This window comes from Undibacterium parvum (assembly GCF_003955735.1).
Classification (GTDB): Bacteria; Pseudomonadota; Gammaproteobacteria; order Burkholderiales; family Burkholderiaceae_D; genus Undibacterium; species Undibacterium parvum.
In genome coordinates this window covers 4,351,442-4,378,181 of sequence record NZ_CP034464.1, presented here as the reverse complement: position 1 = coordinate 4,378,181, position 26,740 = coordinate 4,351,442, and the positions used below count along the sequence as shown (strand labels likewise).

Sequence of the window (26,740 nt, the reverse complement as noted above, 5' to 3'; positions counted from 1 at the left end):
GATTCGTCGGACGCAATAATCAATGAAAGTGCCGAATGGTCATTTACCCAATGACCTTGGCGAAGCTCAACCATTTTTTTATCAAGGCATCTCATGGCGTTACCATCTCATGGCGATATAGCAAGCTCTTCAGCCACAACAGCGACAGGTAATGGCGCAGGAAAACCATTTTTGTTAATCAATAATCTGATCAAGGAATTTGGTGATGTGCGCGCAGTCGACAATGTGTCTGTTGGCATCAATAAAGGCGAAATTTTTGCCTTGCTCGGCAGTTCAGGCTGTGGAAAATCAACGCTGCTGCGCATGCTTGCTGGCTTTGAATCACCCACATCCGGCCAGATTTTACTCGACGGCAAAGATATCGTAGGAGTCGCCCCCTACCATAGGCCGATTAACATGATGTTCCAGTCTTATGCGCTATTTCCTCATTTATCGGTCTGGGATAACATCGCCTTCGGTCTACGCAGAGATGGTATGCCGAAAGACGAAGTGGCAGCACAGGTAGAAAAAATGCTGGCATTGGTTCAGCTATCGACATTTGGCAAGCGCAAGCCTCATCAACTATCCGGCGGACAACAGCAACGCGTTGCTTTAGCGCGAAGCTTGGCCAAACGCCCTCAGTTGCTGTTACTTGATGAACCACTTGCAGCACTAGACAAAAAACTGCGTGAACGTACCCAACTCGAACTGGTTAATATCATTGAGCAAGTCGGCGTAACCTGCGTCATGGTGACGCATGATCAGGAAGAAGCGATGACGATGGCATCGCGCGTGGCAGTCATGAGCGAAGGGAAAATTAAGCAAATTGGTAAGCCAGAAGACATCTACGAAACGCCTAATTGTCGCTTCGTCGCTGATTTTATCGGCAGCGTCAATATGTTTAACGGCAAAGTGGTTGAAGACGAACCTGATCACGTTGTTGTCGACAGCCCAGAATGCAAACACTATGTAGGTCACGGCATTACTGGCACCATAGGCATGCCAGTCTCGGTGGCGGTGCGTCCAGAAAAGCTCACTATCAGTGCCGAAGCCCCTGAGCAAACACATAACGTGGTGTATGGCGAAATAGTAGAACTGGCCTACCTAGGCAGCTATACCGTGTATCACTTGAAATTAGCCACTGGTATGCAGGTCAAGGCGACCGTCAGCAATACGGTAAGACATGGCGCCTTTCATCCGAAATGGGGTGACAAGGTCTACGCCAGTTGGTCCGACATTTCTATGGTGGTATTAACCCAATAAGGGCAACCATCGTGAAAAAATTTCTGAAAGACCTTATCCTGTTTAAGTGGTTCAGTGGCAAAACCGCTGTGGTTGGCATTCCCTATCTTTGGCTATTTATCTGCTCTTTAGTGCCCTTCTTCATCATCTTGAAGATCAGCATGGTAGAGATGGAGATCAGTAATCCGTTTGGCAGCATCTTTTCGTATGTTGATGGTGTGATATCGTTAAAAATCAAGATCAGCAACTATCTGTTCATCGCAGAAGATAATTTATATGTGCTGACTTATTTGAGCTCGATTAAATTTGCTGCGATCACTACGCTGTTTTGCTTATTGATAGGCTACCCGTTTGCGTATTTTATGGCGCGCGCCAAAGCTTCTATCAGACCAACTCTGATGATGATGGTCATGCTGCCTTTCTGGACTTCGTTTTTACTGCGCATCTATGCCTGGAAAGGGATGTTGGCCAATAACGGTGTAGTGAATCATTTTCTGCTTTCCATCGGAGTGATCGATGCCCCGATACATATGATGAATACGCCATTTTCATTAATGGTCGGCATGGTGTACACCTACCTGCCGTTTATGATTTTGCCGCTTTACACCAATCTATCCAAAATGGACGTACGTTTTATTGAAGCAGCCGCTGATCTCGGATCTAATCCATGGAACACCTTCTGGCGCGTTACCGTACCTTTATCGAAATCAGGCATCATCGCCGGCGCCATGCTGGTCTTCATTCCCTGCGTCGGTGAATACGTTATCCCTGAACTCTTGGGTGGCCCAGAAACGCTGATGATAGGCCACGTACTGTGGGATGAATTCTTTAGCAATAACGATTGGCCTATGGCTTCTGCCGTTACCGTGGTCGTCATTTTATTGATACTGGTACCTATGGGCATTTTCAATAAATATCAAAATAATCAAACGCCGGAGAAAACATGAACGCATATCGTTGGTTTGGCCGTGGCTGGCTGTCGCTGGGCTATCTATTTTTGTATATTCCCATATTGATGCTGATCGTTTTTTCTTTCAATAACTCACGCCAGGACATGGTCTGGAGTGGTTTTACCTTGCACTGGTATTCCGCATTAGCTGACGATCAGGAAATTATTTCTGGTTTTCTATTGTCGCTAAAAATTGCCCTGATGGCTGCCACTGCATCGGTAATACTTGGCACCTTTGCTGCCTTCAGTTTGAATAATTACCGTCGGTTTCCAGGGCGTGCATTATTCAAAGGAATGGTCAGTTCACCGCTAGTAATGCCTGAGGTCATCATAGGTTTGTCTTTGCTGCTGATGTTTGTCTCGTTTGAAAAGATGTTTGGATTCCCGCAGCGCGGCTTGATGACAATTTTGTTTGGCCATACGGTACTTGGGATGGCTTACGCAACCGTCGTCATCGAATCACGCTTGGCCGAAATGAGCAAATCTTTATCAGAAGCGGCAATGGATCTTGGTTGCAAACCTTTCCAAGTATTTACCTTGGTGACGTTTCCAAATATTACCCAGGCCCTGGCATCTGCATGGTTACTTACTTTCACCTTATCCTTAGATGACGTAGTTCTATCTGCATTTTTGACTGGCCCAGGCTACTCCACTATGCCTATAGTGATTTTTTCCCGCGCCAGGTTGGGTCTGGATCCACGGGTCAATGTGGTCGCCGCCTTAACAATTTTAGTCGTAACGATAGGCGTGATTTTATCAAGTTGGTACATAGTCAGAGCGGAGCGTTTGCGTCAAAAACAAATTTCTGCTGCTTTTCAAGCTGAAGCACTGCATTAAAAAATATGAACTTTTAGAACGACCAAAAATTCACAAATAATCCTTAGGAGCAAACATGCATATTTTGAAAAAAGCTGTGATCGCAATCACTTTGGCATTTCCAGTAGCTGCGATGGCGCAAAGTGCGCAAGACTTAAAACTTGAACTCGATGCGATGAAGGCGAGAATTAAGCAACTCGAAGCCATGGTCGAATCCATCAACACTAAATCAGTCGCGGTGGCCGCCACATCGGTCGAGAATCAAGCTGAATTTAATCGCATGAAGATTAAGACAGAAGCAATGGAAGATCAGTTGGAAGCTGGCGGTTTTAAAGGTTTAAAAGTATCTGGATACATAGATCCAACGTACATCTACAACCAACGCCAGGACACCAGCAGTGTGGTGTTCATGAAAAACTTCGCAGATCAGAATGGTGATGGCACTCTTGCTGGTCAAAAAACTTCCTACGCCTATGACAATGCATTCTTCGGCACTGCTTTACTGCGTTTCGAAAAAGAGATGGAAGGCGGCACAAAATGGTTGTTGGAACTAATGCCGCATAAGAGTTATGGTGACGGTGGTGGTTACAATATTGGTTCAATAGTCCATCAGGCAACGGTTTCGATACCCTTCATCGGTTTGAATAATCGCTTTTTGGCTGGACAATTTGGTTCATGGGCTGGCTACGATTACCCGGGCGCTGCCGGCGCGCAATCAAAGAAAACAATCACCAACAATCTATTATTTGACTTCGTTGACCCAACCTTTATGACCGGTTTCGGCTACGAACATATCGATGGACCATTAGATATTAAGCTGATCGTCGGCAACGCCAATAATGGCCGCATTACCGACCGTAAATCGCCATCTCTACACTGGCGCGTTGATTATTCTACTGGCGAATTTGGTGGTTTCGGGGCCTCTGGTCTGCATGGTAAGTCATCTGCGAACACCACAGTAAACTCCGTCGAACTAGATACGTTTTTCACCCGTGGCAACTTGTCGCTACTAGGTCAAGTTGAAGTGGGCCAAACCAGTAATGGGGCCTATAACGGTGGTGATGCAAAATGGATAGGTTTATCCGGTTTGGCTGCCTACAAAATCACGCCCCGCCTAGAAGCTTTGGTACGCATGGATTACGTCAAGAATAGTGCCAATGGCGGTGGTGTGCCGACGGTAGTATTTGGTAAATGTAGTCTCCCCGACTTCGCAACAGATCCTAGCGGGGCAACTACGATAGAGGCCACATGCGGTGATTATCGCAATGGCTTTGGGCCTGGAATCGACAATGTAACAGGTCTGATCAGCGATCCAAACAAAGGCGCGAATCGCTATGCACTGACCTTAGGTATGAATTACTCTTTGACGCCGAACGCAATCTTGAAATTTGAATTACGTCGCGATGGCTCCTCAGAAAATACCTTCTACGATGTACCGTCGAAGACCTACAAAAAAGATAATTTAATGTTTGGGGCATCAACAGTCGTCAGTTTTTAAATCCATCGACATTGCTGACATCCGTAAGCAAGCCTAAAAAGTGGGGATCATAGAGTTGGTCTCCACTTTTACGCTGATTTTGATTGTTAGCGCTTTATTTGCTATTTTTTTACAAAAAATTTATTACCTCGTGCAGTCCTGGCAAATCAGGAGGCCGAACTAGATCGACAGAAAAAGGAAATATTATGACGAACAGACTCTGGCATGAGCGCGCTGCCGCACTCAACATCGACGGCCGTGCTTTTATTAACGGCAGCCGTACTTGGGCTGTCTCTGAAAAACAATTCGACAATATTTCACCAATTGATGGACGCAGTCTGGGCTCAGTAGCACGTTGCGAGACAGCCGATGTTGATCTGGCGGTAGCCGCCGCGCGGACCGCTTTTGAAGATGGTCGCTGGTCCGGGCAAGCACCAGCTGCACGCAAACGTGTTTTGATTAAATTTGCTGATTTGGTGTTAAAACACAGTGACGAATTAGCCTTGCTCGAAACCCTGGACATGGGTAAGCCAATTAAATATAGCCAAAGTGTTGACGTCAACTCCGCGTCAAATTGCCTGCGTTGGTATGGCGAAGCTATCGACAAAATCTATGATGAAATCGCGCCTACTGCCTCTGACAGTCTGGCTTTAATTACCCGTGAACCTGTCGGCGTGGTGGCCGCCATCGTGCCCTGGAATTATCCTATGTTAATGGCCTCATGGAAGATTGCTCCCGCATTAGCAGCAGGCAATAGCGTCATACTCAAACCTTCCGAAAAATCACCGTTAACTGCACTGCGATTAGCCGAGATTGCCATCGAAGCGGGTATCCCAGCCGGCGTTTTCAATGTAGTGCCGGGATACGGTCACGAAGCGGGCGCAGCATTAGCGCTGCACATGGATGTCGATTGCATAGGTTTTACCGGCTCCACCAAGATAGGCAAACAAATTTTACAGATGGCAGGCCAGTCGAATCTAAAACGTGCATGGACAGAGTTAGGCGGAAAATCGGCCAATATCGTCTGCGCTGACTGCCCCGATCTGGATGAAGCGGTCGAGGCAGCGATAGGCTCTATTTATTTCAATCAGGGCGAGAGCTGCAATGCCCCTTCCCGCTTGTTTGTAGAAGCCTCTATCAAGGACAAGTTTTTAGAAAAAGCTTTGGCCATGATGCCCGACTTCCAACCGGGTGATCCGCTTGATGAAGCCACTATCATGGGCGCTATCGTGGATGCGACTCAGCTTAAATCAGTGATGGGCTATATCGATGCGGGCAATGCAGAAGGCGCCAAACTTTTGCATGGCGGCCAGCAAGTCAAGCTAGAGAGCGGCGGTTACTATGTGGCTCCGACCATCTTTGATCAAGTCAACAGTAGTATGAAAATTGCTAAGGAAGAGATCTTTGGCCCTGTGCTTTCCGTCATCACTTTTACCGATATTCAAGACGCAATCAGGCAGGCTAACGACACCCCATTTGGCTTGCAAGCGGCAATTTGGACGGCCGACCTGAGTACCGCAATCAAGACTGCGCGTGCCTTGCGGGCCGGTACGGTACATGTGAATCAATACGATGGTGACGATATCACCGTGCCATTTGGCGGTTACAAACAATCCGGTAATGGGCGCGACAAATCTTTACACGCCTTTGATAAATATACTGAACTCAAGACGACCTGGATACGGATACGTTAATTGGTAAGTACGCTCGCTAGGCACGTTCGCTAAGCACGTCCTACCAGCACGAACATTTGGTTTATTTGAATCGCATAAAAATATAAACACCATGACTACACTGAACACAAACAATAATGCTACGAGTACAGCGACAATAGAAGAGCATCAAGCCAAACTGGCAAAACAAGATGTTAAATTCGTGTTTGCGCAATTCACCGACATTCATGGTGCCGCAAAGGGCAAGCTCATTCCCTTGAAGCACCTTGACGACATCGTCTATCCGGGCGCTGGTTTTTCTGGTCCCTCGATCTGGGGCACAGGCTTACCTCGTACAGGTCCACGTTCAGAATATTATGGTCGCGCCGATCTAAGCACATTGCAAAGCATGCCTTGGTTGCCCGGATATGCGCGGGTAGTACTGGACGGACACGTTGCAGGTCAGCCCTTTGAAGTATGTCCACGCCAAATTTTAAGAAAACAGGTAGAGCGCCTGACGGCACGTGGCTGGACCTTGAATGCGGGACTAGAACCCGAGTTTTTTCTACTGCAAGACAAAGATGGCAAGATAGATTCAGAAGCCGGTGACACTTTAGAGAAACCATCTTACGACACCAAGAGCTTATTGCGCCGCACTCGGTTTTTAGAGAAATTAACCGCCTCGTTAGACGCCTGTGGTCTGGGTGTATTCCAGATTGATCATGAAGACGCTAGCGGTCAGTTTGAGGTCAATTACAAGTATGCCGATGCGCTCAAGGCTGCCGATAACTTTATGCTCTTTAAGATGGCGGCGCACCATATCGCCGAAGAAGAAGGCATGATTTTCTCCATGATGCCTAAGCCCTTCGCCGATAGGCCAGGTAGTGGTTTGCATTTCCATCTATCCATTGCTGACGCCGATGGCAATCTGATTTTTGGTTCTGCCAAGGATAAAACCGATGATCAACGCGGCTTAGGTTTATCGACTATCGCCTACCAATTCATGGCAGGTTTATTGCAGCACGCGCCCGCACTCACCGCCCTGTGCGCACCTACTGTCAACTCTTATAAGCGACTGATGTGCGGCGAATCGCTCTCCGGCACGAGCTGGGCGCCCGCCTTTATCGGCTTTGGTGATAATAACCGCACCACCGTGGCACGCGTGGTGTATCAGCGCATAGAGTGGCGCTTGCCAGATAGTTCTGCCAATCCTTATCTCGCACTGGCAGGCGTGATCGCCGCTGGCTTGGACGGCATAGAGCGGGAGCTCGATCCAGGTCAGCCTATCAATCGTGATATTTATGAAATGACGGCGAGCGAGCGTGATGAATTAGGTTTGAAAATTTTGCCGCAAAATTTAGGAATTGCAGCAGACGCCTTAAAACAAGACCAGATACTTACCAGCGCCTTAGGCAAAAACTTTGTGCATGAATTCGTCAGCTTAAAAAGCGCCGAGTGGATGGAATACAGTCAGCACGTCAGCAACTGGGAAAGCAGCCGCTACATGACTAAGTTCTGATCAAGTCTAAAATGAATTAAATCTTTCAGACACGTATTGTCGCATCATTAGAACTTACGCAAAATTGTCCCAGCTAGGCCGCCGAAGACAGTACTTCATACGGTAAGGCAGATACAAGGCATTGGGGCGGCTTTTGCGAAAGTTCTGATAAATAACCAACAAAGAATGGTCAGGTTTTATCTATGTTACTGAACAAAGAAGCGCAATTAACCGAAAACTCTTATTACGAGGCCAGTGTCACGCGCCCGACAACGTCGGCCGCATTAGGCGGCAAGATCAGCGCCGATGTCTGCATAGTCGGCGCTGGTTTCGCAGGTCTATCAGCCGCACTGGAGTTGCGCGCCAAAGGTTACAGCGTGACGGTTTTAGAAGCCAAAACTGTGGGTTGGGGAGCCTCTGGTAGAAATGGCGGCCAAGCCATCGTTGGCTATGCCAGCGACGATGCGATCGAATCGCAGTTTGGTGCCGATGAGGCACGTCGCGCCTGGAATATCACGGTCGAAGCCATGCAATTGATACGCAGCCGGATTGCCGAGCATGCGATAGATTGTGACTTCGTACCTGGCTACATGAGCGTGGCGGTGAATGAAAAAAAGGGTCGTCAACTAGCTGAATGGAGCAACGATCTGCAAAAGCGCTACGGCTATCAAATGCAGCCTATCGCCCCCGCCGACATCCGCAACTGGATTGCCAGCGAGCGCTTTCATTCTGGCCTGTTTGATCCCCTATCTGGTCATTTGCACCCACTCAAGTACTGCCTGGGCTTGGCTGCCGCAGCCCGCGCAGCAGGTGTGCAAATTTACGAAAACTCAGCAGTCGTGGACATCGTGCGCGGTAGTAAGCCTTTGGTAAAAACTGCACAAGGCGAAGTGAGCTGTGATTTTGTGGTCTTGGCAGGCAATGTGTATCTGGGTGCTTACGGTAAGACCGTGGCGCCTGAACTGGATAAACGCATCATGCCAGTCGGCACCTATATTGTCGCCACCGACTCTATGGGCAAAGAACGTGCGGACGCCTTGATACGGCAGCGCTCAGCAGTATGCGACACCAATTTTGTACTCGACTATTTCCGTACCACGGCAGATCACCGCATGCTGTTCGGTGGCCGTGTCAGCTATAGTTCAGCCACGCCGGTCAATCTGGTCGCGAGTATGCGCAAGCGTATGCTAGCCGTTTTTCCGCAGTTATCGGATCTCAATGTGCCGTATTCCTGGGGCGGCTTTGTCGATATCACGATGAATCGTGGCCCCGACTTTGGCCGTGTTAGCGACAACATCTATTATTTGCAGGGCTTTTCTGGTCACGGCTTAGCGCTCACAGGCATGGCTGGCAAACTGGTGGCGGAAAGCATCGCTGGTCAAGCTAGTCGCTTTGATTTATTGGCCAAGATCAAACATCACCCCTTCCCTGGTGGCAAATTAATGCGCACACCTGCACTGGTGTTGGGGATGCTGTACTACCAAATCAAAGATCTACTGTAACCCGCCATAGCGAAAGTAGAGGCATTAGCGACCATCTTGCGCGCCACGCGCGAGCAACAAACTTAAAAAAAGAATTATGAACACGCCCAACCAAATACAAGAATTTTTCCAGCAACATGCGGTTCGTGATGTCGAATGTATGTTCCCCGATGTCTCTGGCTATCCGCGTGGCAAGTTGATGCCAGCGGCTAGCTTCGCACGCGGTGACGAGCTGCGTATCGCTCAAGCCATCCCTATGCAAGCGATCACTGGTGATTATTCCTATGATCCTATCTTCCCTGATGCCGATCCTGATATTCGTTTGGTGCCAGATTACAGCACGCTCAAATTATGCCCGTGGAGCAGTCTGCCACGTGCCTTTGCGATTCATGATTGCGTAGAACTGAGTGGGGATCTGTGCCAATTCGCGCCACGCTCTATCTTAAAAAGCGTACTGGCAGAATATGCCGCACTCGGTTTGACGCCGGTAGTCGCGCCGGAGATAGAGTTTTATCTCACCGCGCCCAATTCCAATCCTGATCTGCCACTGGCCGCGCCCGTGGCTAGAAATGGCCGCGCCGAGAATGGCCAATCGGCCTTCAGCATGAATATGCTCAATGAACTAGCGCCCTTCTGGGATGAGTTCAATGCCGCGATTGATGCCCTGGGAATCAAGGCCGACACCTGGATCCATGAAGTCGGCCTGTCGCAATACGAGATCAACTTAGTGCATGGCGATCCTTTGGCCTTGGCCGATCAAGCCTTCTTATTTAAATACGCCGCCAAGGAAATCGCCATCAAGCATGGCATGAACGCGGTTTTTATGGCCAAACCTATCGCGGGCCAACCAGGCAGTTCCATGCATCTACACCAAAGCGTGGTCGATGCCAGCGGCAAAAATATTTTCAGTAATGCCGATGGCAGCGATAGCGAACGCTTTATGCATTTCATCGGGGGTTTGCAAAAATATCTGCCGGACATGATGTTGATGTTTGCGCCTTCAGTAAATTCTTTCCGCCGCTTTATACCTGGTAGCCAAGCGCCGATTAATCTGCAATGGGGTGTCGACAATCGTACTGCTGGCTTGCGTATTCCTCTAGCTGGTCCTGCTGCCCGACGAGTGGAAAACCGGATTGCTGGCGCCGACGCGAATCCTTATCTGGCCATCGCCGCCTCGCTGGCAGCGGGCTTGGCCGGTATCAAAGAAAAAATCAGTCCAAGCGCAGCAGTCGAAGGTAGCGCCTATGATTGCAGTCACGATCTGGCGCCTAGCTTCATGGCAGCCCTAGCGCAAATGCAAAACAGCACTACGGCACGCCGTATCTTAGGCGAGGCTTTCGTTACGGCCTATTGCTCGGTTAAACAACTAGAATATAAAAGCTATCTGTACGAAATCGGCGCCTGGGAAAGACGTTTCCTGGCAGCGCAAACCTGATCGCAGCGGCTACTACCGTTGATTTAGCGAAACAGCTATGCGGAAACCCGGCTAGCCCGGTCTTCCGTAAAATTAAATAAGCACCGGCCCACTGCGCATATTCCATGCGGGTTTCCAGTCTATCTGGCCTGCAAGGCGCATGGGATATGCGTGAGCGGCCGGTGCATTTTTCAATTAGTAGCTTTGAATTCACCATTTTCAATATGAAGCAATAGCCGCCATGTTTGAATCCAGCCCCGAACACATCGCCAGTTATTACGCCGCCAGCAGTCTGGACTTGCAAATTAAGCGTCCGTCTTTGCAAGAGAATCTCAGCGTTGATGTACTCATCGTCGGTGCTGGCTTTACTGGTTTATATACCGCACTAAGATTAGCCGCAGCCGGGAAATCAGTAGCGATCATAGAAGCGAGCCGGGTCGGCTGGGGCGCCTCTGGCCGCAATGGCGGCCAAATTATTCCGGGATTTTCTTGCGACATGCCGCCCTTCGAGGCCGCCTTAGGACGCGAGGGGGCCAAACAAGTCTGGCAGCTGGTACAGCAAGCCGCGCAAGAAATCCGAGAACGGGTCGCTGAACATCAGATCGATTGTGAACTGATGCCTGGTCATCTATGGACTGCGGTGTTACCGCATCGCGTCAAGATACTCACAGACTGGCAGCAAGAAGCATCCCAGAAATGGGCTTACGAGCATCTGCAATTTATACCGAAAAACCAGGTCGGCGAACATATAGGCTCGCAACGATATCAGGCGGCACTGCTAGATACACAAGGCGGACATCTGCACCCGCTCAAGTATGTGCTGGGCTTAGCGCGCGCCGCCGAAGCCTTGGGCGTGTGCATCTACGAGAACTCCAAAGCACTCAGCTATACCACTCAAGCCGGCTGTGATAGGCTCATGGTGCAGACCGCTCAGGGTCAGATACTGGCTAATCAACTGGTACTGGCCTGTAATGCCTACATAGACAACCTCGATCCTTGCCTACAAAAGAAAATCATCCCGGTAGGCAGTTATATGATCGCCACCGAAGCGCTCACGCCTACGCTAGCGCGCCAACTACTGCCTAGCGGCCACGCGGTATCGGACAATCAATTTGTCTTGGATTATTTCCGACTCTCACAAGATCAACGCCTGCTCTTTGGTGGGAAATGCTCGTACACAGGGCGTACTCCACACAATCTGACGCAAGGCATGCGGCAAGACATGCTGAAAGTTTTCCCACAACTTGCAAACACAAAAATCGATTTCACCTGGGGCGGTCACCTAGACATCAGCATGCCGCGCACTCCCGATTTTGGCCATTGCGGCAATGTGTATTGGGCCCAGGGATTTTCCGGCCACGGCATTATTCCCACCTGTGTCGCCGGACGGGTATTGGGCGAAGCCATATGTGGCGACGACAGCCATCTGAAACTATTTAGCGCCTTAAAAAATCCAGCATTTCCTGGCGGTGAACGGCTGGCCGGGCTATTTCAGGTACTGGGCATGTCTTACTATCGCTTGCGTGATTACTTCTAAGCTCAAGACAATACCGAGCGTACAAAGAATGGGTTTAGCAAATTTATATACGAAAACAAAAAAGCTCTAAGTATTTTCATACTTAGAGCTTTTTGCCAATTCTGTGGCGGAAGGTGTGAGATTCGAACTCACGAAGGCTTTAACACCTCGCCAGTTTTCAAGACTGGTGCATTCAACCGCTCTGCCAACCTTCCGAGCCCGTCATTCTATCAAAAAATTCTTCGTTTAGGCGACTTTTCAAGAAAAAATATCGCATCTATTGATTAATTGGTTCATTCAAACCTAACTCGAAAATCTCGACTCAATAATTGTTTGAATTCATCGGCATCCACAGGGTGTGAAAATAAATAACCTTGAATCTCGTCACATCCTACTTTTTTTAAAAAATTGAGTTGCTGATGATTTTCTACACCCTCCGCAATCACTTTATGTTTTAGCTGTTTTGCCATGCTAATAATCGCGCCGGCGATCGCGCAATCGTCTTGATCTTCTGGAATTCCCCGAATAAAAGAACGATCAATCTTAAGCGTCTCTATAGGAAAACGCTTGAGGTAAGACAAACTAGAATACCCTGTTCCAAAATCATCCAGCGATAAGGAAACCCCTAATGCAGTGATTTGGCCCATGATTTTTATCACGCTCTCAGTATTGCGCATGAGCATGCTCTCTGTAATTTCCAACTCTAACCATGCCGCAGAAATTTCGTGCGCCTGCAAGGCTTGCGTAATACGGTCAGGCAAGTCAGCTGAAAATTCCCTGGCCGAGACATTTACTGCAATCCGAAAAGGCGTTATGCCTGCATCTTGCCAAAGCCGCGCCTGAGCGCATGCCGTATCTAAGACCCAGCTATCGATTTGCAATATCAAACCAGTTTCTTCTGCGATAGGGATAAATTCTAAGGGGGAAATCGTTCCCTTAGTCGGATGTGCCCAGCGAATTAAAGCCTCAGCAGCGATTATCCGTCCGGACGCGATCTCTATCTTGGGTTGATACAGCAAAAAAAACTCATTTAAGTGCAAAGCGCGCAGCATGCCAGATTCAAGATACAAGCGCCCAGCAATATGCTGATCCATCTCATTATCGTAAAAGACATAACTGCCGCTGGCATTACTATCAATGCGCTTGGCTTTAAACATCGCGATATCGGCTTTTTGCAATAATTGCGTAGCATCCACACCATCTTGCGGATAAACGCTAATACCGATACTGGCAGCGACACGAAGCTCATGGCCACTGACATGAAATGGCAAATCTAAGCAGGACAGTATTTTTTGTGAAACTAAAGCCGCATGAAAATCCTGGCTGACATCAATTAGCGCGATGCCAAATTCATCACTGCCAAGGCGCGCAACCACATCATTCTCGCGCAGTACCCCTATGAATCTTTGCGCCACTTGCGTCAACAACAAGTCCCCGATTTGATGTCCTAGCGTGTCATTGATGAGTTTAAACCGATTCAGGTCTACGAATAAGATAGAACTATGTGCGCCTTTGCGCTGACTCTGCTGCAAAGCCTTATCGACTAATTTTTTGAAATGGGTACGATTTGGCAACGCCGTCAGCAAGTCGTAATAGGCCAGATAATTTATTTTATCCTCGGCCTGCTTGCGACCGGTAATGTCACGCAAGTAGCCTATCATGCCTATCGCTGCGCCGTCCTGGCCTCGCAAGGTGGATAGACTTAAACTCGCCCAAAAAATGTCTCCATTCTTTTTGCGACGGCGCACCTCCATCTCGCGCCCACCGGACTCTAAAAAAACATCCGAGGCTGGAAACCTTTCGCACTCATCATCTTCATCGTCATACAGGAATAGAATATTTTGCCCGGTCGCCTCGGCCGCAGTGTAACCAAATAGACGTTCGGCGCCCTTATTCCAGCTAAGTACGAAACCTGCCAGATCCATCGTGATCACCGACTCGTGGATCTGATCGAGTATTTGCGCCTGCATCAATTGTGCTTGTGACGATCGATGGTAACGATCATCGAGTTGTAATTTGGCGGCAAAAAGACGCGCGGTCAATTGGGTTAACACCCCTAGAGTCGCGATGTCAGCCTCACTGTAAGCGCCTTTTTTACCCGATAGAACATAGTAATTTTCAGCAGAGGCGCAAACGCTGGAATTTCTCAGTGATTGCTGCTTGTCTATTTCTTGAGGAACAAAAGAAACATAAGAATGACCGAATATCAGCTTAACAATTCGATCCAACTCCAATTCTAATTCTGGAGTTTGTAAGCCAAATATGGCTTCACTTAGCGCCACACCCAAGCTGATATTGGGCATATCAGATGATAAGATCATGTTCACATATCCTGGCAAACCTGATTTACCCACACATAAGCTTGGCTCATGCATTGATAGTAATCGGTAGCATCTAAGGCAAGCGCATTCAGACTGGGCACCAGCATCTCGGCTTGCTCCCGGTCAGCCAATTCGACCAAACGCAGCTCAGCACCCATGGTGCCCGCTCTTTGCAACAAGGCGCCCAGTACTTCTTCGCATAAGTTTAAAGGTCGTAGAATGTCATCCATGGCACTCTCAAACAAGGCATCTAATAGTGAAAACATCCCCACCATGAAGGCGCTGTCTTGCTCATCCCGATTTCCGCCACGGCGTTGACAAATGATCTCCATCAAACTAGCGCGAAATGCGGCTCTGAGCATCAGAGGATTGAGGCTGACGCCAGTATCATCCTGACGTGCATACAATAATAATTGCAACCAGCGCTGTAATTGTCGCCGTCCCAATAGCGTGATTGCTTGCCCAAAACTGGTAACCTTCACAGTCTGAGCAAAGGCGGCAGAACTGACAAGTTTAAACAGCATAAAAGACAAAGCCGCGTCTTGTTTAAATAAAATTTCCAGATCATGTGATTCTGCATCTCGCGTCACTAGTCCCAGCAATTTGAGTAAGCGTGTGCGCGCACTTCCATCGTTAGATTTATTCTGTCCGTCAGTTGCGAAAGCATATTCGCCCGAGAACAACTTAAAGCCCGCGTCTGCCGCCTCAAAAAGTTGTCTGCGTGTGGCTATGTTTTTTGCCAGATGCTGGCCATGTGGAAAATTTCGCAAACTAAGAGCGACTGAAGCCGCCAATCCTGCCCTGCAATTAATGCTGACATTTTTTGTTTGATCCCATACCAATGGAGCTTCAGACGAAAAATTATCGACAAAAATAGTAAATCCCTTAGCCGCGAAATGTCTGAGTTTTATTTGATTTTCAGGATCGATGCAACTCGCCTCTTCAACGCAAAGAACTATTTTCGCGGGCGGAAATCTCTCGTCCAAATTAACCGGTAAATTAGCCAGTTCCGTAACCGGTGCAAAAACTAGCAAAGACGGCAGTAAATCAAAAAAACCAGCGTCTTTGAGTGACTGTAAAAATGGGACGATCTGGCTCCCATCATCGCTGAGAAAACCAGGAATAATCGCGTGTAATTGTTGCTTGCCGTTGACTACCGGCATCAAAGACGCCAGCGGAATAGCTGAGTTGAAGCTGGAATTCATAAAATAAATGGTAATGGCGCGACTAATTTGTGAATTAAATGGTAAATTGGAAAGTAATCAATTGCAATAAAGTATAAGTTTGTTTTCCAGGTTCGCACTTAGAAAACATAATCTACGCTCAACTTTTACATACAGATCAAAATGTTTAGTCGAGATCGAGAAAGATCTGCTGTAAGTCATTCAGAAATCGACGGCCTAAAACGGTAGGTCGTATACTCAGATGATCTCTGTCTATCATATGTTTTTGCTCAGCAAGTGCTAGCGCTTTCTCGATAGAATTGAGCGGAGTTCCAGTGCGCTCACTAAATTGATTGACCGCAAAACCTTGATTAAGTCTTAATGCATTGAGCATAAATTCGAAGCCCAAATCATGGCGCGCGATTTCCTGCGACTCTTGTACCGCAGCACCGCGTAGGCTTTCATCCATATAGTTTTTCGGTTGTTTATAGCGAGCCTGCCGAATAATGCGATGTGGAAAAGAGAGTTTGGAATGCGCACCAGCGCCTATGCCCAGATAATCACCGAAATTCCAGTAATTAAGGTTGTGCCGGGATTCGCGCCCGGGCTTTGCATAGGCTGAGACTTCGTAATTTGTATAGCCGGCAGCTTCCATGCGCAGCTGGATCTCATCTTGCATCTCTGCACTCAGATCATCGTCAGGTATTACTGGCGGGAACTTGGCGAAATAGGTATTTGGTTCCAGCGTCAGATGATAAAGCGACAGATGTGGAGGTGCCAAGCGTATCGCCATATCGACGTCTTGCAGCGACTCCGTCAAAGTCTGCCCAGGCAAAGCAAACATCAAATCAAGATTGAAATTATCAAAATGGGTATGGGCAATTTCCACCGCACGTAGCGCCTCATTGCCATTATGGATGCGTCCCAGTGCATGCAAGTGCTGTGAATTAAAACTCTGTATCCCTACCGACAAACGATTAATCCCGCTGGCGCGATACGATTTAAATTTTTCGGTTTCAAAGGTCCCTGGATTGGCTTCCATCGTCACCTCGGCTGCGCTATCTATAGGCAGTAAGGTTCTAACATCAGACATCAATCTATCTAGCCCCGCCGCAGACATCAGGCTGGGCGTACCACCACCGATGAAAATGGTATAAATTTTGCGCCCCCAAACTAAAGGCAAAGCCGCCTCTAAGTCTGCACGTACAGCCAATAGATAACGGTCCTCGTCAAAGTTTGAGTTCACATCATGCGAATTAAAATCGCAATACGGGCACTTCTTAACGCACCACGGAAAATGTATGTACAAGGACAAGGGTGGCAGCACAGTCAGATTAAGGCTGCCAGGCCCCAGGTAATGCTCAGCAACCTGCGCTGGGATTGCAGACAGGGTCAGATTGCAGCTCTTTAAGCTGGCAACTGGTTTTATCGGTATCATTTTAATTTCTCAAGCAAGGCGCGCAATGCCTGACCTCGATGAGATAGGCTGTTTTTTTCGGCTGGAGATAATTCAGCAACGGTCTTACCCAGAGCCGGTATAAAAAAATGCGGATCATAGCCAAAACCAAATTCTCCACGCGCCTCTGCCACAATCTCACCTTGCCAGACACCATCGGCGATCACAGGCTGCGGATCAAACTCTGAGCGCACATAGACCAAAACACAGTAGTAATATGCAGATTTATCTGCATGTAGCGTCAGTTGGCTGACCAAATGCTGATTATTTGCCTGATCTGATTTAGGTTCACCGGCAAACCGCGCCGACCGCACGCCAGGCGCACCAGACAAGGCATTCACGCACAATCCAGAATCATCTGCCAAGGCCGGCAAGCCAGTAGCGGCAGCTGCATGGCGTGCTTTTAGCAAGGCATTTTCAACAAAAGTCAGATGAGGCTCTTCGGCCTCACTAACGCCAAACTCGCCTTGCGCATGCAAACTGATACCAATAGGCGCAAGAATCTGGAAAAACTCCTTCAGCTTGCCCTGATTATTTGAAGCTAATACGATCTTGCGTGTCATGATAAAGACAAACCCAATACCTGTTTTTGTAAAGCGATCAAGTCGGCAATCCCCTCCCCTGCCAAATCGAGTAAGCCATTAAGTGCCGCACGATCAAAAGCTGCCCCTTCGGCAGTACCCTGCACCTCGATGAAATCCCCAGCCTCGGTCATCACCACATTCATGTCGGTGTCACAAGTAGAATCTTCCAGATAATCTAAATCGAGCACCGGGACACCGTGATACACACCAACAGAAATAGCCGCCACAAAATGCTTAAGTGGTATTTGACTAATCACGCCCCGCCCTAGCAGTTTGGAAAAAGCGTCGTGTGCGGCCACCATCGCACCAGTAATCGCAGCAGTACGGGTGCCGCCATCGGCCTGTATCACATCGCAATCAATATGCAAGGTACGCTCACCAAAACAATCCAGATCAAAGGCGGCACGCAAAGAGCGGCCTATAAGTCGCTGAATTTCCTGGGTGCGTCCAGACTGCTTGCCTTTGGCAGATTCTCGGTCCATACGTGTATGGGTGGAGCGTGGCAGCATGCCATATTCGGCCGTCATCCAGCCTTTACCCTTACCCTTTAAAAAGCCGGGCACTTTATCTTCAATACTGGCAGTACAGATCACACGCGTATCGCCAAATTCGATCAGGACAGATCCCTCGGCATGCTTAGTAAAATGACGATTAATGACCACCGGGCGTAATGCGTCCGGGGTGCGCCCGCTAGGGCGAAAAGTTTGCGACATAGATTTAATTCTTTGTAGTAATACGGGATGATTTATGAATTGCGTTACGGATTTCAGCAATGGCTTTTTCTATCTCAGCATCGTTGAAAATATCAACTTCCGCCGCCTCCATGTCTTCAGCAGAGGTGGCTTGAATTGTGGTCGTCATGGACCCTACGGGGAGAGTATTGGTTGAAATAATTGAGGCGTCATCGAGATTGCCGGTGCCTTCCCACATCATGGCCAAAGCCGTCACGTTATCGCTTTGCTTGCCTGCGATGTCGGTCGCGGAATGGATTAACTCAGGAATGGCGCGCACTATCGTATGCTCATTTAATCGCTGCGCCAACACGTGATCCGGCAGCACCGACCATAGACCATCGGAGCACAATAGTATCAAATCGCCTGCCTGCAAGGCGGCACGACGTGATAATTCAACGATAGGTGCATTCGGCGCCCCCAGGCAATTAAACAGTTTATTTCTATCCGGGTGGGTATGCCTCTCCGAAGGGTCAACTTTGCCTTGTGCAATCAAGGTTTCGAGTCGCGAATGATCCTTGGTACGCAATAAAATTTGCCCATTGCGCATCCAATACAAGCGTGAGTCACCGCAGTGCGCCCAATACGCGTGACCGTTTTGGATCAAACATGCGACGATAGTCGTACGCGGCGTTTCTGGCAGATTGTTCTCGTTGCGGTAACGATGAATTTCATTATGTGCCGCTAGAAAACTATCCTCTAAAAATCGTTCAGGACGCACTATCATAGGATGCGCATGCTGCTGAAACAAATTTCCTATGGTTTGCATGGCAACCGTCGCAGCCACCTCTCCAAGGATATGTCCACCCATACCATCAGCCAATAACAGCAAAATAGTGTCGCGGGTAAAGCTATAGCCCATACGGTCTTGATTGACCTTACGGCCACCGATATTGCTTGCTTGATAGACGGAGAATCGCATGAAATTAATTTATTAAGTTACTACGCTTAGTTAAATAAGACATGAACGCATGATTACATCTGCGAACTGTCATGTATGGTGGTGTCATCCCTACTACTGCCTGCGCCACGCCCAAACTGAAGCATAGTAGAAATTTTGTGTTTGGTTTTTTCCATTAAACTGAGCTCTTTTTTCGGCACAGAAACCGCAGACAAAGCTTTTTGAAGCGCAAACACGCTTTGCGGTCTATCCAGTGCGTCCATTTTTAAGCACATACGTACCACTTCTATCAATTCAGGCGAGTATAAGCCTTCTAATTTACGATAGTGGTTTTCCATTTTATCCATGGTCTTGCGCTGGTCCGCCGGTTGCGGTGGTGCTCCGACCATGCAGGCAAAAATGGATGCTCCTATGCTGTAAATATCGGTCCACGGGCCCAGGTTGCCGTTTTTCGAATACAACTCAGGCGCAGCAAAACCTGGCGTGTACATAGGATAGAGTTTAGGCAGATCGGTTTTCAGCGTTTGACGCGCAGCGCCAAAATCGAGCAAAATTGGGGTGCCGTCGAGCCGCAGATAAATATTTGCCGGCTTCAAGTCTAAATGCAGCAACTTATTGGTATGCACTTCGCGCAAACCGTTCATCACTAAATTAAACATACGCCGGATAAAGCGCTCGGAAACTAAAGGCTTTTCACCCTTGTCGCGACGACGCAGTATATGTTCTTGCAAAGAGCGGCCAGACTCATAGGCCATCACCATGTAGACGGTTTCATTGGCACGAAAAAAATTAAGCACGCTTACGACATTCGGGTGCGCGATTCTTGCTAAGGCGCGCCCTTCTTCAAAAAAGCACTTCAAGCCTATCCGATAGACTGGTAAGTTTTCTGAGGATATCGACGGCACCAGCTCGCCCTGCTGACGCAAAGCCAGCGAGCTAGGTAAATACTCCTTGATCGCGACCGCATTGCCATCTTCATCTGAAGCAAGATAAACAATACTGAACCCGCCAGAGGCAATTTTCTTTACAATGCGATATCCAGCGATTTCCAAGCCATCTGGCAAGGGGGCATTATTCTGTGCAGCCATATCTTCCTATATCCATCAAATTTATGAGGATTGTGTTGATTATTCTTGTTTTTGTAAAGTCTCGCTAAGACCAATCCTCACCAAAACCGGGGTTTATTCAATTATTTCGTTAAATCACAAATAATTTCCCCTATCGTAACAGCATACCAAGGAAAACAATTGAGCATTTATAGCATGACTGGTTATGCAACCAGCACCAAAGAGAATGATGCGGGCACCATTACGATAGAAATCAAGAGTGTCAACTCGCGTTTTCTCGACTTGCAATTCCGGATTAACGACGATTTCCGCGCCGTGGAACCGATGTTCAGGGACGCGATTGCCCGCAAGCTGCAACGTGGAAAAGTAGAATGTCGCTTCAGTTTTGGAAAAAATATCAATACTGCGGCCGGTAAAGCACTCAATTCCTTAGTAATCAATCAAATTGCTGATTTTCAGGCCGCCATCAATGCGCGCTTTCCGGATGCTGCACCGCTGAGCAGTTACGAAATTTTACGCTGGCCCGGCTTGATCGAGGAAGCTGAAGTTAATGTTGACACACTGCAAGCGGCAATTATCGCGACCATAGAATCGACACTGACAGCGTTTATCCTTAGTCGCGAACGCGAAGGCGCGGCATTAGAATTGGCGCTGCTTAGCCGCGTCGATGGCATGGAAAAAATTGTTGCGCGCATTAGCCCCTTAATGCCAAAAATAGTCCAACAATTTCAAGAGAAAGCCACTGCCCGCTTAGAAGAAGCGCTAGGTTTTGCCTTAAAAAGCGCACCGACCAATGCGGCGCAGGTAGTTACCCGCGACGAGGCACTAGACCGGATACGCCAAGAAGTCACTATGTATGGGATACGTATCGACGTCACCGAAGAATTAGCACGCCTTTCTGCGCACTTAACAGAAACCCGGCATATTCTTAAAACGGGCGGACAAGTCGGCAAGCGACTCGATTTTATGATGCAAGAATTAAATCGAGAAGCCAATACTCTGGGAGCAAAAGCCTCCATTAAAGAGTTAGCTGATGCCTCTATGGAGTTAAAGTTGCTGATAGAACAAATGCGTGAGCAAGTACAGAATCTTGAATAAGCCCGGGTCTTTCTTTATACTGCCGCCAGTATATTTTTACACCGCACGAAATGATTGCGCAAACGGGGTGGTTTATTAGGATACCCCCCATTAATCGATAAAACGTTTACATTTTTAAGCTGAGGCCACTATGCAAGCAAACCCCACCACAGCCGGCAGCCTATTTTTAGTTGCCGCACCTTCTGGCGCAGGAAAATCGACGCTAGTCAACGCCCTGCTGCAGCAAGAGCCGGCGATCAAATTATCGATTTCCTTCACAACCAGAGATCCGCGCCCGGGCGAAGTGAATGGACGCGAATATCATTTCACCACGGTCGAAAACTTTTTAGAGCGTAGAGCGCAGGGCGAATTTTTAGAATCAGCGGAAGTGCACGGCAATTACTACGGAACTTCCAGAATTTTAATTGAGCAACAAATGGCCGCTGGCACCGACATCCTTTTGGAAATCGACTGGCAAGGCTCGCAACAAGTAAAAAAACGCTTCCCTGGTGCAGTTGGTATTTTTATATTACCACCATCGATTGCTGCCTTGGAAGACCGCTTAAAAAAGCGTGGACAAGACGAACCAAACGTGATTACCCGACGAATTTTAGCTGCTGGAGGCGAAATCGCGCACGCGTCTGAGTTCGAATATGTTATTATCAACCAAGAATTTGCGCTTGCATTGTCAGAATTAAATGCAATTGTTAAGGCCACCCGCTGCCGCTTCGCGCAGCAAGCGTCGCGCAATACAGCGCTGTTTGCCCAACTGGGCATCCATGCCAACCCCATCATTTAAGGAGCCACTATGGCACGTATCACAATTGAAGATGCTCTGAAAAACATCCCTAATCGCTTTCAACTGACTTTGTGCGCAACTTATCGCGCGCGCCAGTTATTGCAAGGTCACACACCTAAAATCGAATCTAAAGATAAACCGACAGTTGTTGCCCTGCGTGAAATCGCTGAAGGCAAAGTTGGTATCGAGATGCTGAAAAAAGTGCCGTTTTAAGCTATTTAGCATCACGATCGTGAATCGGCTTGGGATTAGACAGAATGAATCTTACAGACAACTCTTCCTCTATTCCGGCCGCTTCCGATAAATCGGCAGCGCATCTGCTCACACCGAAAAAAAAACTAGCCGTTACAAGTCATACCGTCGTTGATACATCTTCACGCCCTGCAGTGACAGGCTCAGCCTCCATCACCGACCTCACCAAGCAACTTTCCGAATACCTCAGTGCTGCCGACTTAAAATTAGTCAAGGAAGCTTATCGCTTTTCTGATGAAATGCATCTTGGTCAAGTACGCCGATCTGGCGAACCCTACATCTCTCACCCTATCGCAGTCGCAGAAATATGCGCCGAATGGAAATTGGATGTACAAGCCATCATGGCAGCCCTCTTGCACGACGTCATGGAAGATCAGGATGTCAAAAAAGAAGAATTGATCGAGCGTTTTGGCGCGCCAGTGGCAGCGCTGGTGGATGGATTATCAAAACTTGAAAAGATAGAATTTCAAAGCCAGATAGAAGCACAGGCTGAAAATTTCAGGAAAATGCTGCTGGCCATGGCGCGCGATGTGCGCGTTATTCTGGTTAAGCTGGCTGATCGCCTGCACAATATGCGCACCTTGGGTGTGATGTCAGCAGAAAAGCAAAGACGTATCTCGCGCGAAACCATGGAAGTGTATGTGCCCATTGCACACCGCCTGGGTCTGAATAATATTTATCGCGAATTGCAAGATTTAGCTTTTGCCCACATTTACCCTCTACGCTACAAAACCTTAGCCAAAGCGGTAAAAGCAGCGCGCGGCAACCGGCGCGAAGTGGTGAATAAGATCATGGATGCGGTCAAAGCCGCTTTGAGTAGCGCTGGTTTAACTGCCGAAGTGTATGGTCGCGAAAAAACCCTATACGGCATTTATAGGAAAATGGCCGACAAGCGCCTGAGTTTTTCACAAGTTCTCGACGTATATGGTTTCCGTGTGGTTGTTAGCAGTTTTCCCAACAGTTATTTTGCCCTTGGCACTTTGCATGCGTTGTATAAGCCCATGCCAGGCAAGTTCAAAGATTACATCGCTATCCCTAAGAGCAATGGTTACCAGTCGCTGCATACCACCTTAATTGGCCCTTATGGCACGCCGGTAGAGTTTCAGATCCGCACGCAAGACATGCATCATGTGGCAGAATCGGGCGTGGCAGCGCATTGGTTGTATAAAAATGAAGATGATAGTTTAACGGATTTGCAACAACGCACGCATGCCTGGCTACAGTCTTTACTCGATATCCAAAAGCAAACCGGCGACTCTGCAGAATTTTTAGAACATGTAAAAATCGATCTATTCCCCGATTCGGTTTACGTGTTTACGCCAAAATCAAAAATTATTGCTTTACCCCGTGGCGCCACCGCGCTCGACTTTGCTTATAATATTCATACCGATATCGGTGATCAGGCCATCGCTACCCGTATCAACAACGACCCAGTTCCGCTGCGTTCCGAACTAAAAAATGGCGACATTATTGAGATTATTACCTCGCCCAATTCGCATCCAACGCCAAATTGGCTGACCTATGTCAGAACCGGCAAGGCGCGCTCCGCGATTCGACATTATTTACGCACAATTAGCCTCAACGAATCGACAGAATTAGGTAAGCAATTATTGGCGCAAGCCTTGATGGCGGTGCATCTTAATCCTGAGCTTCCCGCTTCGCTCGTGGATAAGTTGCTCAATGAATCGAGCGCCAAGACGCTGGAAGAGATTCATACCGACATCGGTATCGGCAAACGCATGGCGGCACTGGTGGCACGTCACATCCTCGATTTAGTCGAAGATGATTCACCCTCTATCCCCTTCCAGGAATTTGAAGGTGAAAAATCAAGCAAGCCTGAGCCCGTCATTATCTATGGTAGCGAAGGCGTCTCGGTGCAACTAGCCAGTTGCTGCTTGCCGATACCTGGAGACGGCATCGTCGGCCAACTCAAGCGCGATCAAGGTTTGGTGGTGCACACCGATTATTGTGACAACGCCAAGCGCCTTCAAGTGAAAGAACCGGACCGTTGGATAGACGTCAATTGGGGTGACGATTTAAACCGCCGTTTTGATTGCCGCATCACCGCGATGACCAACAATGAACGCGGTGCCTTAGCCCGCATCGCCGCAGAAATTGGTGAGTCCGATGCCAACATCAGTCATGTCAGCATAGAAGATGGGCAAGCCAATGACATCACGAATATCCATTTCACGATACAGATAGAAGACCGCACGCATCTGGCGCGACTCATGCGTAACGTCAAACATTTAAGTGGCGTAAGTAAAATTTGGCGCGAACACGGTTAGCCAACGATTATTCTCGACAGATTAGATGCCCCAGAGCTTCACCAAACACTACGCTGAAACTCTGGCAAACTCACACCCTCAATGACTTAAGCTACGATGCATGCGCCGCAATCCCAGCCAAACCGCAGTCGCAATGACAGGTATTAATAAACCCGTCACCAGATCAGGGTTAATTTGCACACCTATCGCCTTGACCGCTTTACCTAAATAACTAAATAAGCCGGCGACATAGTAAGTAATGGCAGCGACCGACAAACCCTCAACCGCTTGCTGTAGCCGCAGTTGTTGTGCAGCACGCGCGTTCATCGATTGCAAAATCCGTCTATTCTGCTGCTCTTGCACTATTCCTACCCTGGTACGCAATAAATCATTGGTGTGCGCAATCCTATCGGCCAAAGTGACTTGACGTCGTAAAATCGCCTCACAGGTATTCATCGCCGGAGCCAGTCGCCTATCCATAAATTCTTCTATGGTGGGAATGCCCTCAATGCGACTTTCCCTTAATTCCTCGATACGCGATTGCACCAGCCGAAAATAAGCCTTAGAGGCAGAGAAACGATAACTGTTTTCAGTAGAAAGCCGCTCGGTGCGCGCTGCCAGATCGATGATTTGGCGCAACAGCACTTGCTCAGTATCGGCTTCATCGCTGGCTGCAACATGCGCCGACGACGGCGCGCCCATTGTCATGTCCGCAGTCAAGCTGACTAACTCATCTTCGATGACAGACAAAATAGGCGCAGATTTTTGCGCGTATGGCAGGCCTAACAAGGCCATCATTCGATAGGTTTCGATCTCCAGTAAACGCTGAACTATGCGCCCTGCCTGCTGATCCAGGAAATCCAGATCTTTGACGACAAATCGGCTAAAACCATCAGGGTGTATCAAGAAATCAGTCCAAACCTCACCGCGCTGCAAGACACCGCTACCGACCAAAACGCTACCTGGGAAAGTCGCGTTGATGCTCTCTATTGTGTTCGCGTGCCCGCCCTGTGCCGGTATCAATACCACGTGGGCGGCCACCATGATGGTGCCCTTTAAATCAAGCAACCATTGTTGCGGCAGATGCTTCACTGGCACCCTTAGAAAGGCCTCGCTAACACCATGCTCAGTGACATCCTCACCATTCTCATTCTCGACAAAGGTGAAAGTAGCAAACTCGGTGTGACATTCCCACTTCAGACGAAAACGTCCGAAGTCGTGAAAAAAATACTTCGCCTCGCCAGCGGGACTGGCGACTCCGAAATAGCCACAAAATGCCCCCAGGATCGCCAATTGCCGACCTAGATTATCCTGTCCAAATTTGTCATCATCTTTGGAATACACGGCCAAATGGGTGATCGCCTCGGGGGCACGCAAACGCAATGATGGGCGGGAGTGGATTTCTGCTGCAAGCGGGATACGTAGTGAATGATTTAATTGCGAATAAACGAGACTCATAATTTTCCGAAAATTTAATACGAATTCTATTGGGCTAAAGCAAAATAATCAGGCGGGATAGCGCACATCAAGTATGGTCAATTCATCCATGCCTAAGGGCGTATGCAGGCTGACGCTGTCGCCAATTCTAGCTTTGGTAAGCGCGCGCGCGACTGGCGATATCCAGCTGATCTTTCCGCGCAGCGGATCAAATTCATCGACACCGACGATGGTCACGGTAATTTCTTCACCGAGACCATTTTCATAGACCACGGTGGCACCAAAAAATACTTGATCCGAACCATGATGGACGCGCGGATCGACTACTTCAGCAATATCCAAACGTTTGCTGAGGAAACGCAAGCGCCTGTCAATTTCTCGGAGGCGGCGTTTGCCATAAATGTAATCACCATTTTCAGAACGATCGCCATTCGATGCCGCCCACGAGACGATACTGACCACTTCCGGCCTATCCACATCGATCAGTCGCAAAAACTCGGTTTTCATCGCCAGATGTCCAGCGGGCGTCATGTAATTTTTCGCTCCAGCTGGAATGGCAGGGGCGGCGTTTTCTTGCTCGTCGTCCTCAGACTGCTCGTTTTCTTTTGTAAATGCTTTATTCATTAGCCCATTGTAGCGGAGTACGGCATTTTTTTTGTTA

22 protein-coding genes and 1 tRNA gene are annotated in these 26,740 nt (G+C 48.4%); 13 read left to right on the top strand and 10 right to left on the bottom strand.

The window, feature by feature from the left end; all coding sequences use genetic code 11:
- Positions 1 to 93: 93 nt before the first annotated feature.
- The 9 genes from EJN92_RS19160 to EJN92_RS19120 all read left to right on the top strand — a co-directional run bounded on the left by EJN92_RS19160 (position 94) and on the right by EJN92_RS19120 (position 12,045).
- Positions 94 to 1,242 carry an ABC transporter ATP-binding protein gene (locus EJN92_RS19160; RefSeq protein WP_126129295.1) on the top strand — a complete coding sequence of 383 codons (1,149 nt, stop codon included), beginning with the start codon at positions 94 to 96 and terminating at the stop codon, positions 1,240 to 1,242.
- Between the two features lie 11 nt (positions 1,243 to 1,253).
- Entirely contained in the window at positions 1,254 to 2,168 is a 915-nt protein-coding gene (locus EJN92_RS19155) for an ABC transporter permease subunit (protein ID WP_126129294.1), read from the top strand.
- A complete protein-coding gene (locus EJN92_RS19150; protein WP_126129293.1) occupies positions 2,165 to 3,007 on the top strand; it encodes an ABC transporter permease in 843 nt (280 codons plus the stop codon). The genes EJN92_RS19155 and EJN92_RS19150 overlap by 4 nt, the downstream gene beginning before the upstream one ends.
- A 55-nt stretch (positions 3,008 to 3,062) precedes the next feature.
- Positions 3,063 to 4,484 (top strand): DUF3138 family protein, encoded by a 1,422-nt coding sequence (locus EJN92_RS19145; protein ID WP_126129292.1) that lies wholly within the window; start codon positions 3,063 to 3,065, stop codon positions 4,482 to 4,484.
- Between the two features lie 185 nt (positions 4,485 to 4,669).
- Positions 4,670 to 6,157, top strand: coding sequence for an aldehyde dehydrogenase (locus EJN92_RS19140; protein ID WP_126129291.1), 1,488 nt, complete (start codon positions 4,670 to 4,672; stop codon positions 6,155 to 6,157).
- Positions 6,158 to 6,248: 91 nt separating this feature from the next.
- Positions 6,249 to 7,634 (top strand): type III glutamate--ammonia ligase, encoded by a 1,386-nt coding sequence (gene glnT, locus EJN92_RS19135; protein WP_126129290.1) that lies wholly within the window; start codon positions 6,249 to 6,251, stop codon positions 7,632 to 7,634.
- A gap of 182 nt (positions 7,635 to 7,816) precedes the next feature.
- Positions 7,817 to 9,115: an NAD(P)/FAD-dependent oxidoreductase gene (locus EJN92_RS19130; protein ID WP_126129289.1), complete on the top strand. Its 1,299-nt coding sequence runs from the start codon at positions 7,817 to 7,819 to the stop codon at positions 9,113 to 9,115.
- A 76-nt stretch (positions 9,116 to 9,191) separates the two neighbouring features.
- Positions 9,192 to 10,529: a glutamine synthetase family protein gene (locus EJN92_RS19125; protein WP_227869610.1), complete on the top strand. Its 1,338-nt coding sequence runs from the start codon at positions 9,192 to 9,194 to the stop codon at positions 10,527 to 10,529.
- Positions 10,530 to 10,749: 220 nt separating this feature from the next.
- Positions 10,750 to 12,045, top strand: coding sequence for an NAD(P)/FAD-dependent oxidoreductase (locus EJN92_RS19120; RefSeq protein ID WP_126129288.1), 1,296 nt, complete (start codon positions 10,750 to 10,752; stop codon positions 12,043 to 12,045).
- Positions 12,046 to 12,149: 104 nt separating this feature from the next.
- Here the strand turns inward: EJN92_RS19120 and EJN92_RS19115 are convergent.
- The 8 genes from EJN92_RS19115 to EJN92_RS19080 form a co-directional block, all read right to left on the bottom strand.
- Positions 12,150 to 12,239: transfer RNA gene (locus EJN92_RS19115), tRNA-Ser, on the bottom strand.
- A 78-nt stretch (positions 12,240 to 12,317) separates the two neighbouring features.
- Positions 12,318 to 14,345, bottom strand: coding sequence for a putative bifunctional diguanylate cyclase/phosphodiesterase (locus EJN92_RS19110; RefSeq protein WP_126129287.1), 2,028 nt, complete (start codon positions 14,343 to 14,345; stop codon positions 12,318 to 12,320).
- A gap of 2 nt (positions 14,346 to 14,347) precedes the next feature.
- Positions 14,348 to 15,550, bottom strand: coding sequence for an EAL and HDOD domain-containing protein (locus EJN92_RS19105; protein ID WP_126129286.1), 1,203 nt, complete (start codon positions 15,548 to 15,550; stop codon positions 14,348 to 14,350).
- A gap of 145 nt (positions 15,551 to 15,695) precedes the next feature.
- Positions 15,696 to 16,946 (bottom strand): radical SAM family heme chaperone HemW, encoded by a 1,251-nt coding sequence (gene hemW / locus EJN92_RS19100; RefSeq protein ID WP_126129285.1) that lies wholly within the window; start codon positions 16,944 to 16,946, stop codon positions 15,696 to 15,698.
- Positions 16,943 to 17,527 carry an RdgB/HAM1 family non-canonical purine NTP pyrophosphatase gene (gene rdgB / locus EJN92_RS19095; protein WP_126129284.1) on the bottom strand — a complete coding sequence of 195 codons (585 nt, stop codon included), beginning with the start codon at positions 17,525 to 17,527 and terminating at the stop codon, positions 16,943 to 16,945. Before rdgB ends, hemW begins: the two co-directional genes overlap by 4 nt.
- Positions 17,524 to 18,261: a ribonuclease PH gene (rph, locus tag EJN92_RS19090; RefSeq protein WP_126129283.1), complete on the bottom strand. Its 738-nt coding sequence runs from the start codon at positions 18,259 to 18,261 to the stop codon at positions 17,524 to 17,526. The genes rdgB and rph overlap by 4 nt, the downstream gene beginning before the upstream one ends.
- 4 nt (positions 18,262 to 18,265) lie before the next feature.
- On the bottom strand, positions 18,266 to 19,201 hold the full coding sequence (locus EJN92_RS19085; RefSeq protein ID WP_126129282.1) for a PP2C family protein-serine/threonine phosphatase: 936 nt from the start codon (positions 19,199 to 19,201) through the stop codon (positions 18,266 to 18,268).
- 53 nt (positions 19,202 to 19,254) lie between these two features.
- Entirely contained in the window at positions 19,255 to 20,268 is a 1,014-nt protein-coding gene (locus tag EJN92_RS19080; RefSeq protein ID WP_126129281.1) for a serine/threonine protein kinase, read from the bottom strand.
- A 159-nt stretch (positions 20,269 to 20,427) separates the two neighbouring features.
- On the opposite strand from EJN92_RS19080, the gene EJN92_RS19075 reads away from it, so the two are divergent.
- From EJN92_RS19075 to EJN92_RS19060, 4 genes are all read left to right on the top strand, one after another.
- Entirely contained in the window at positions 20,428 to 21,345 is a 918-nt protein-coding gene (locus EJN92_RS19075; RefSeq protein WP_227869609.1) for a YicC/YloC family endoribonuclease, read from the top strand.
- Positions 21,346 to 21,475: 130 nt separating this feature from the next.
- Entirely contained in the window at positions 21,476 to 22,123 is a 648-nt protein-coding gene (gene gmk / locus EJN92_RS19070) for a guanylate kinase (protein ID WP_126129280.1), read from the top strand.
- A gap of 9 nt (positions 22,124 to 22,132) precedes the next feature.
- On the top strand, positions 22,133 to 22,336 hold the full coding sequence (rpoZ, locus tag EJN92_RS19065) for a DNA-directed RNA polymerase subunit omega (protein ID WP_126129279.1): 204 nt from the start codon (positions 22,133 to 22,135) through the stop codon (positions 22,334 to 22,336).
- Between the two features lie 44 nt (positions 22,337 to 22,380).
- Positions 22,381 to 24,663 carry a RelA/SpoT family protein gene (locus tag EJN92_RS19060; protein ID WP_126129278.1) on the top strand — a complete coding sequence of 761 codons (2,283 nt, stop codon included), beginning with the start codon at positions 22,381 to 22,383 and terminating at the stop codon, positions 24,661 to 24,663.
- A gap of 78 nt (positions 24,664 to 24,741) precedes the next feature.
- On the opposite strand, the gene EJN92_RS19055 is transcribed toward EJN92_RS19060, so the two are convergent.
- Complete coding sequence (locus EJN92_RS19055) at positions 24,742 to 26,100, bottom strand: DUF3422 family protein (RefSeq protein WP_126129277.1); 1,359 nt, start codon at positions 26,098 to 26,100, stop codon at positions 24,742 to 24,744.
- Positions 26,101 to 26,148: 48 nt separating this feature from the next.
- Entirely contained in the window at positions 26,149 to 26,703 is a 555-nt protein-coding gene (greB, locus tag EJN92_RS19050; RefSeq protein WP_126129276.1) for a transcription elongation factor GreB, read from the bottom strand.
- Positions 26,704 to 26,740: the final 37 nt, after the last annotated feature.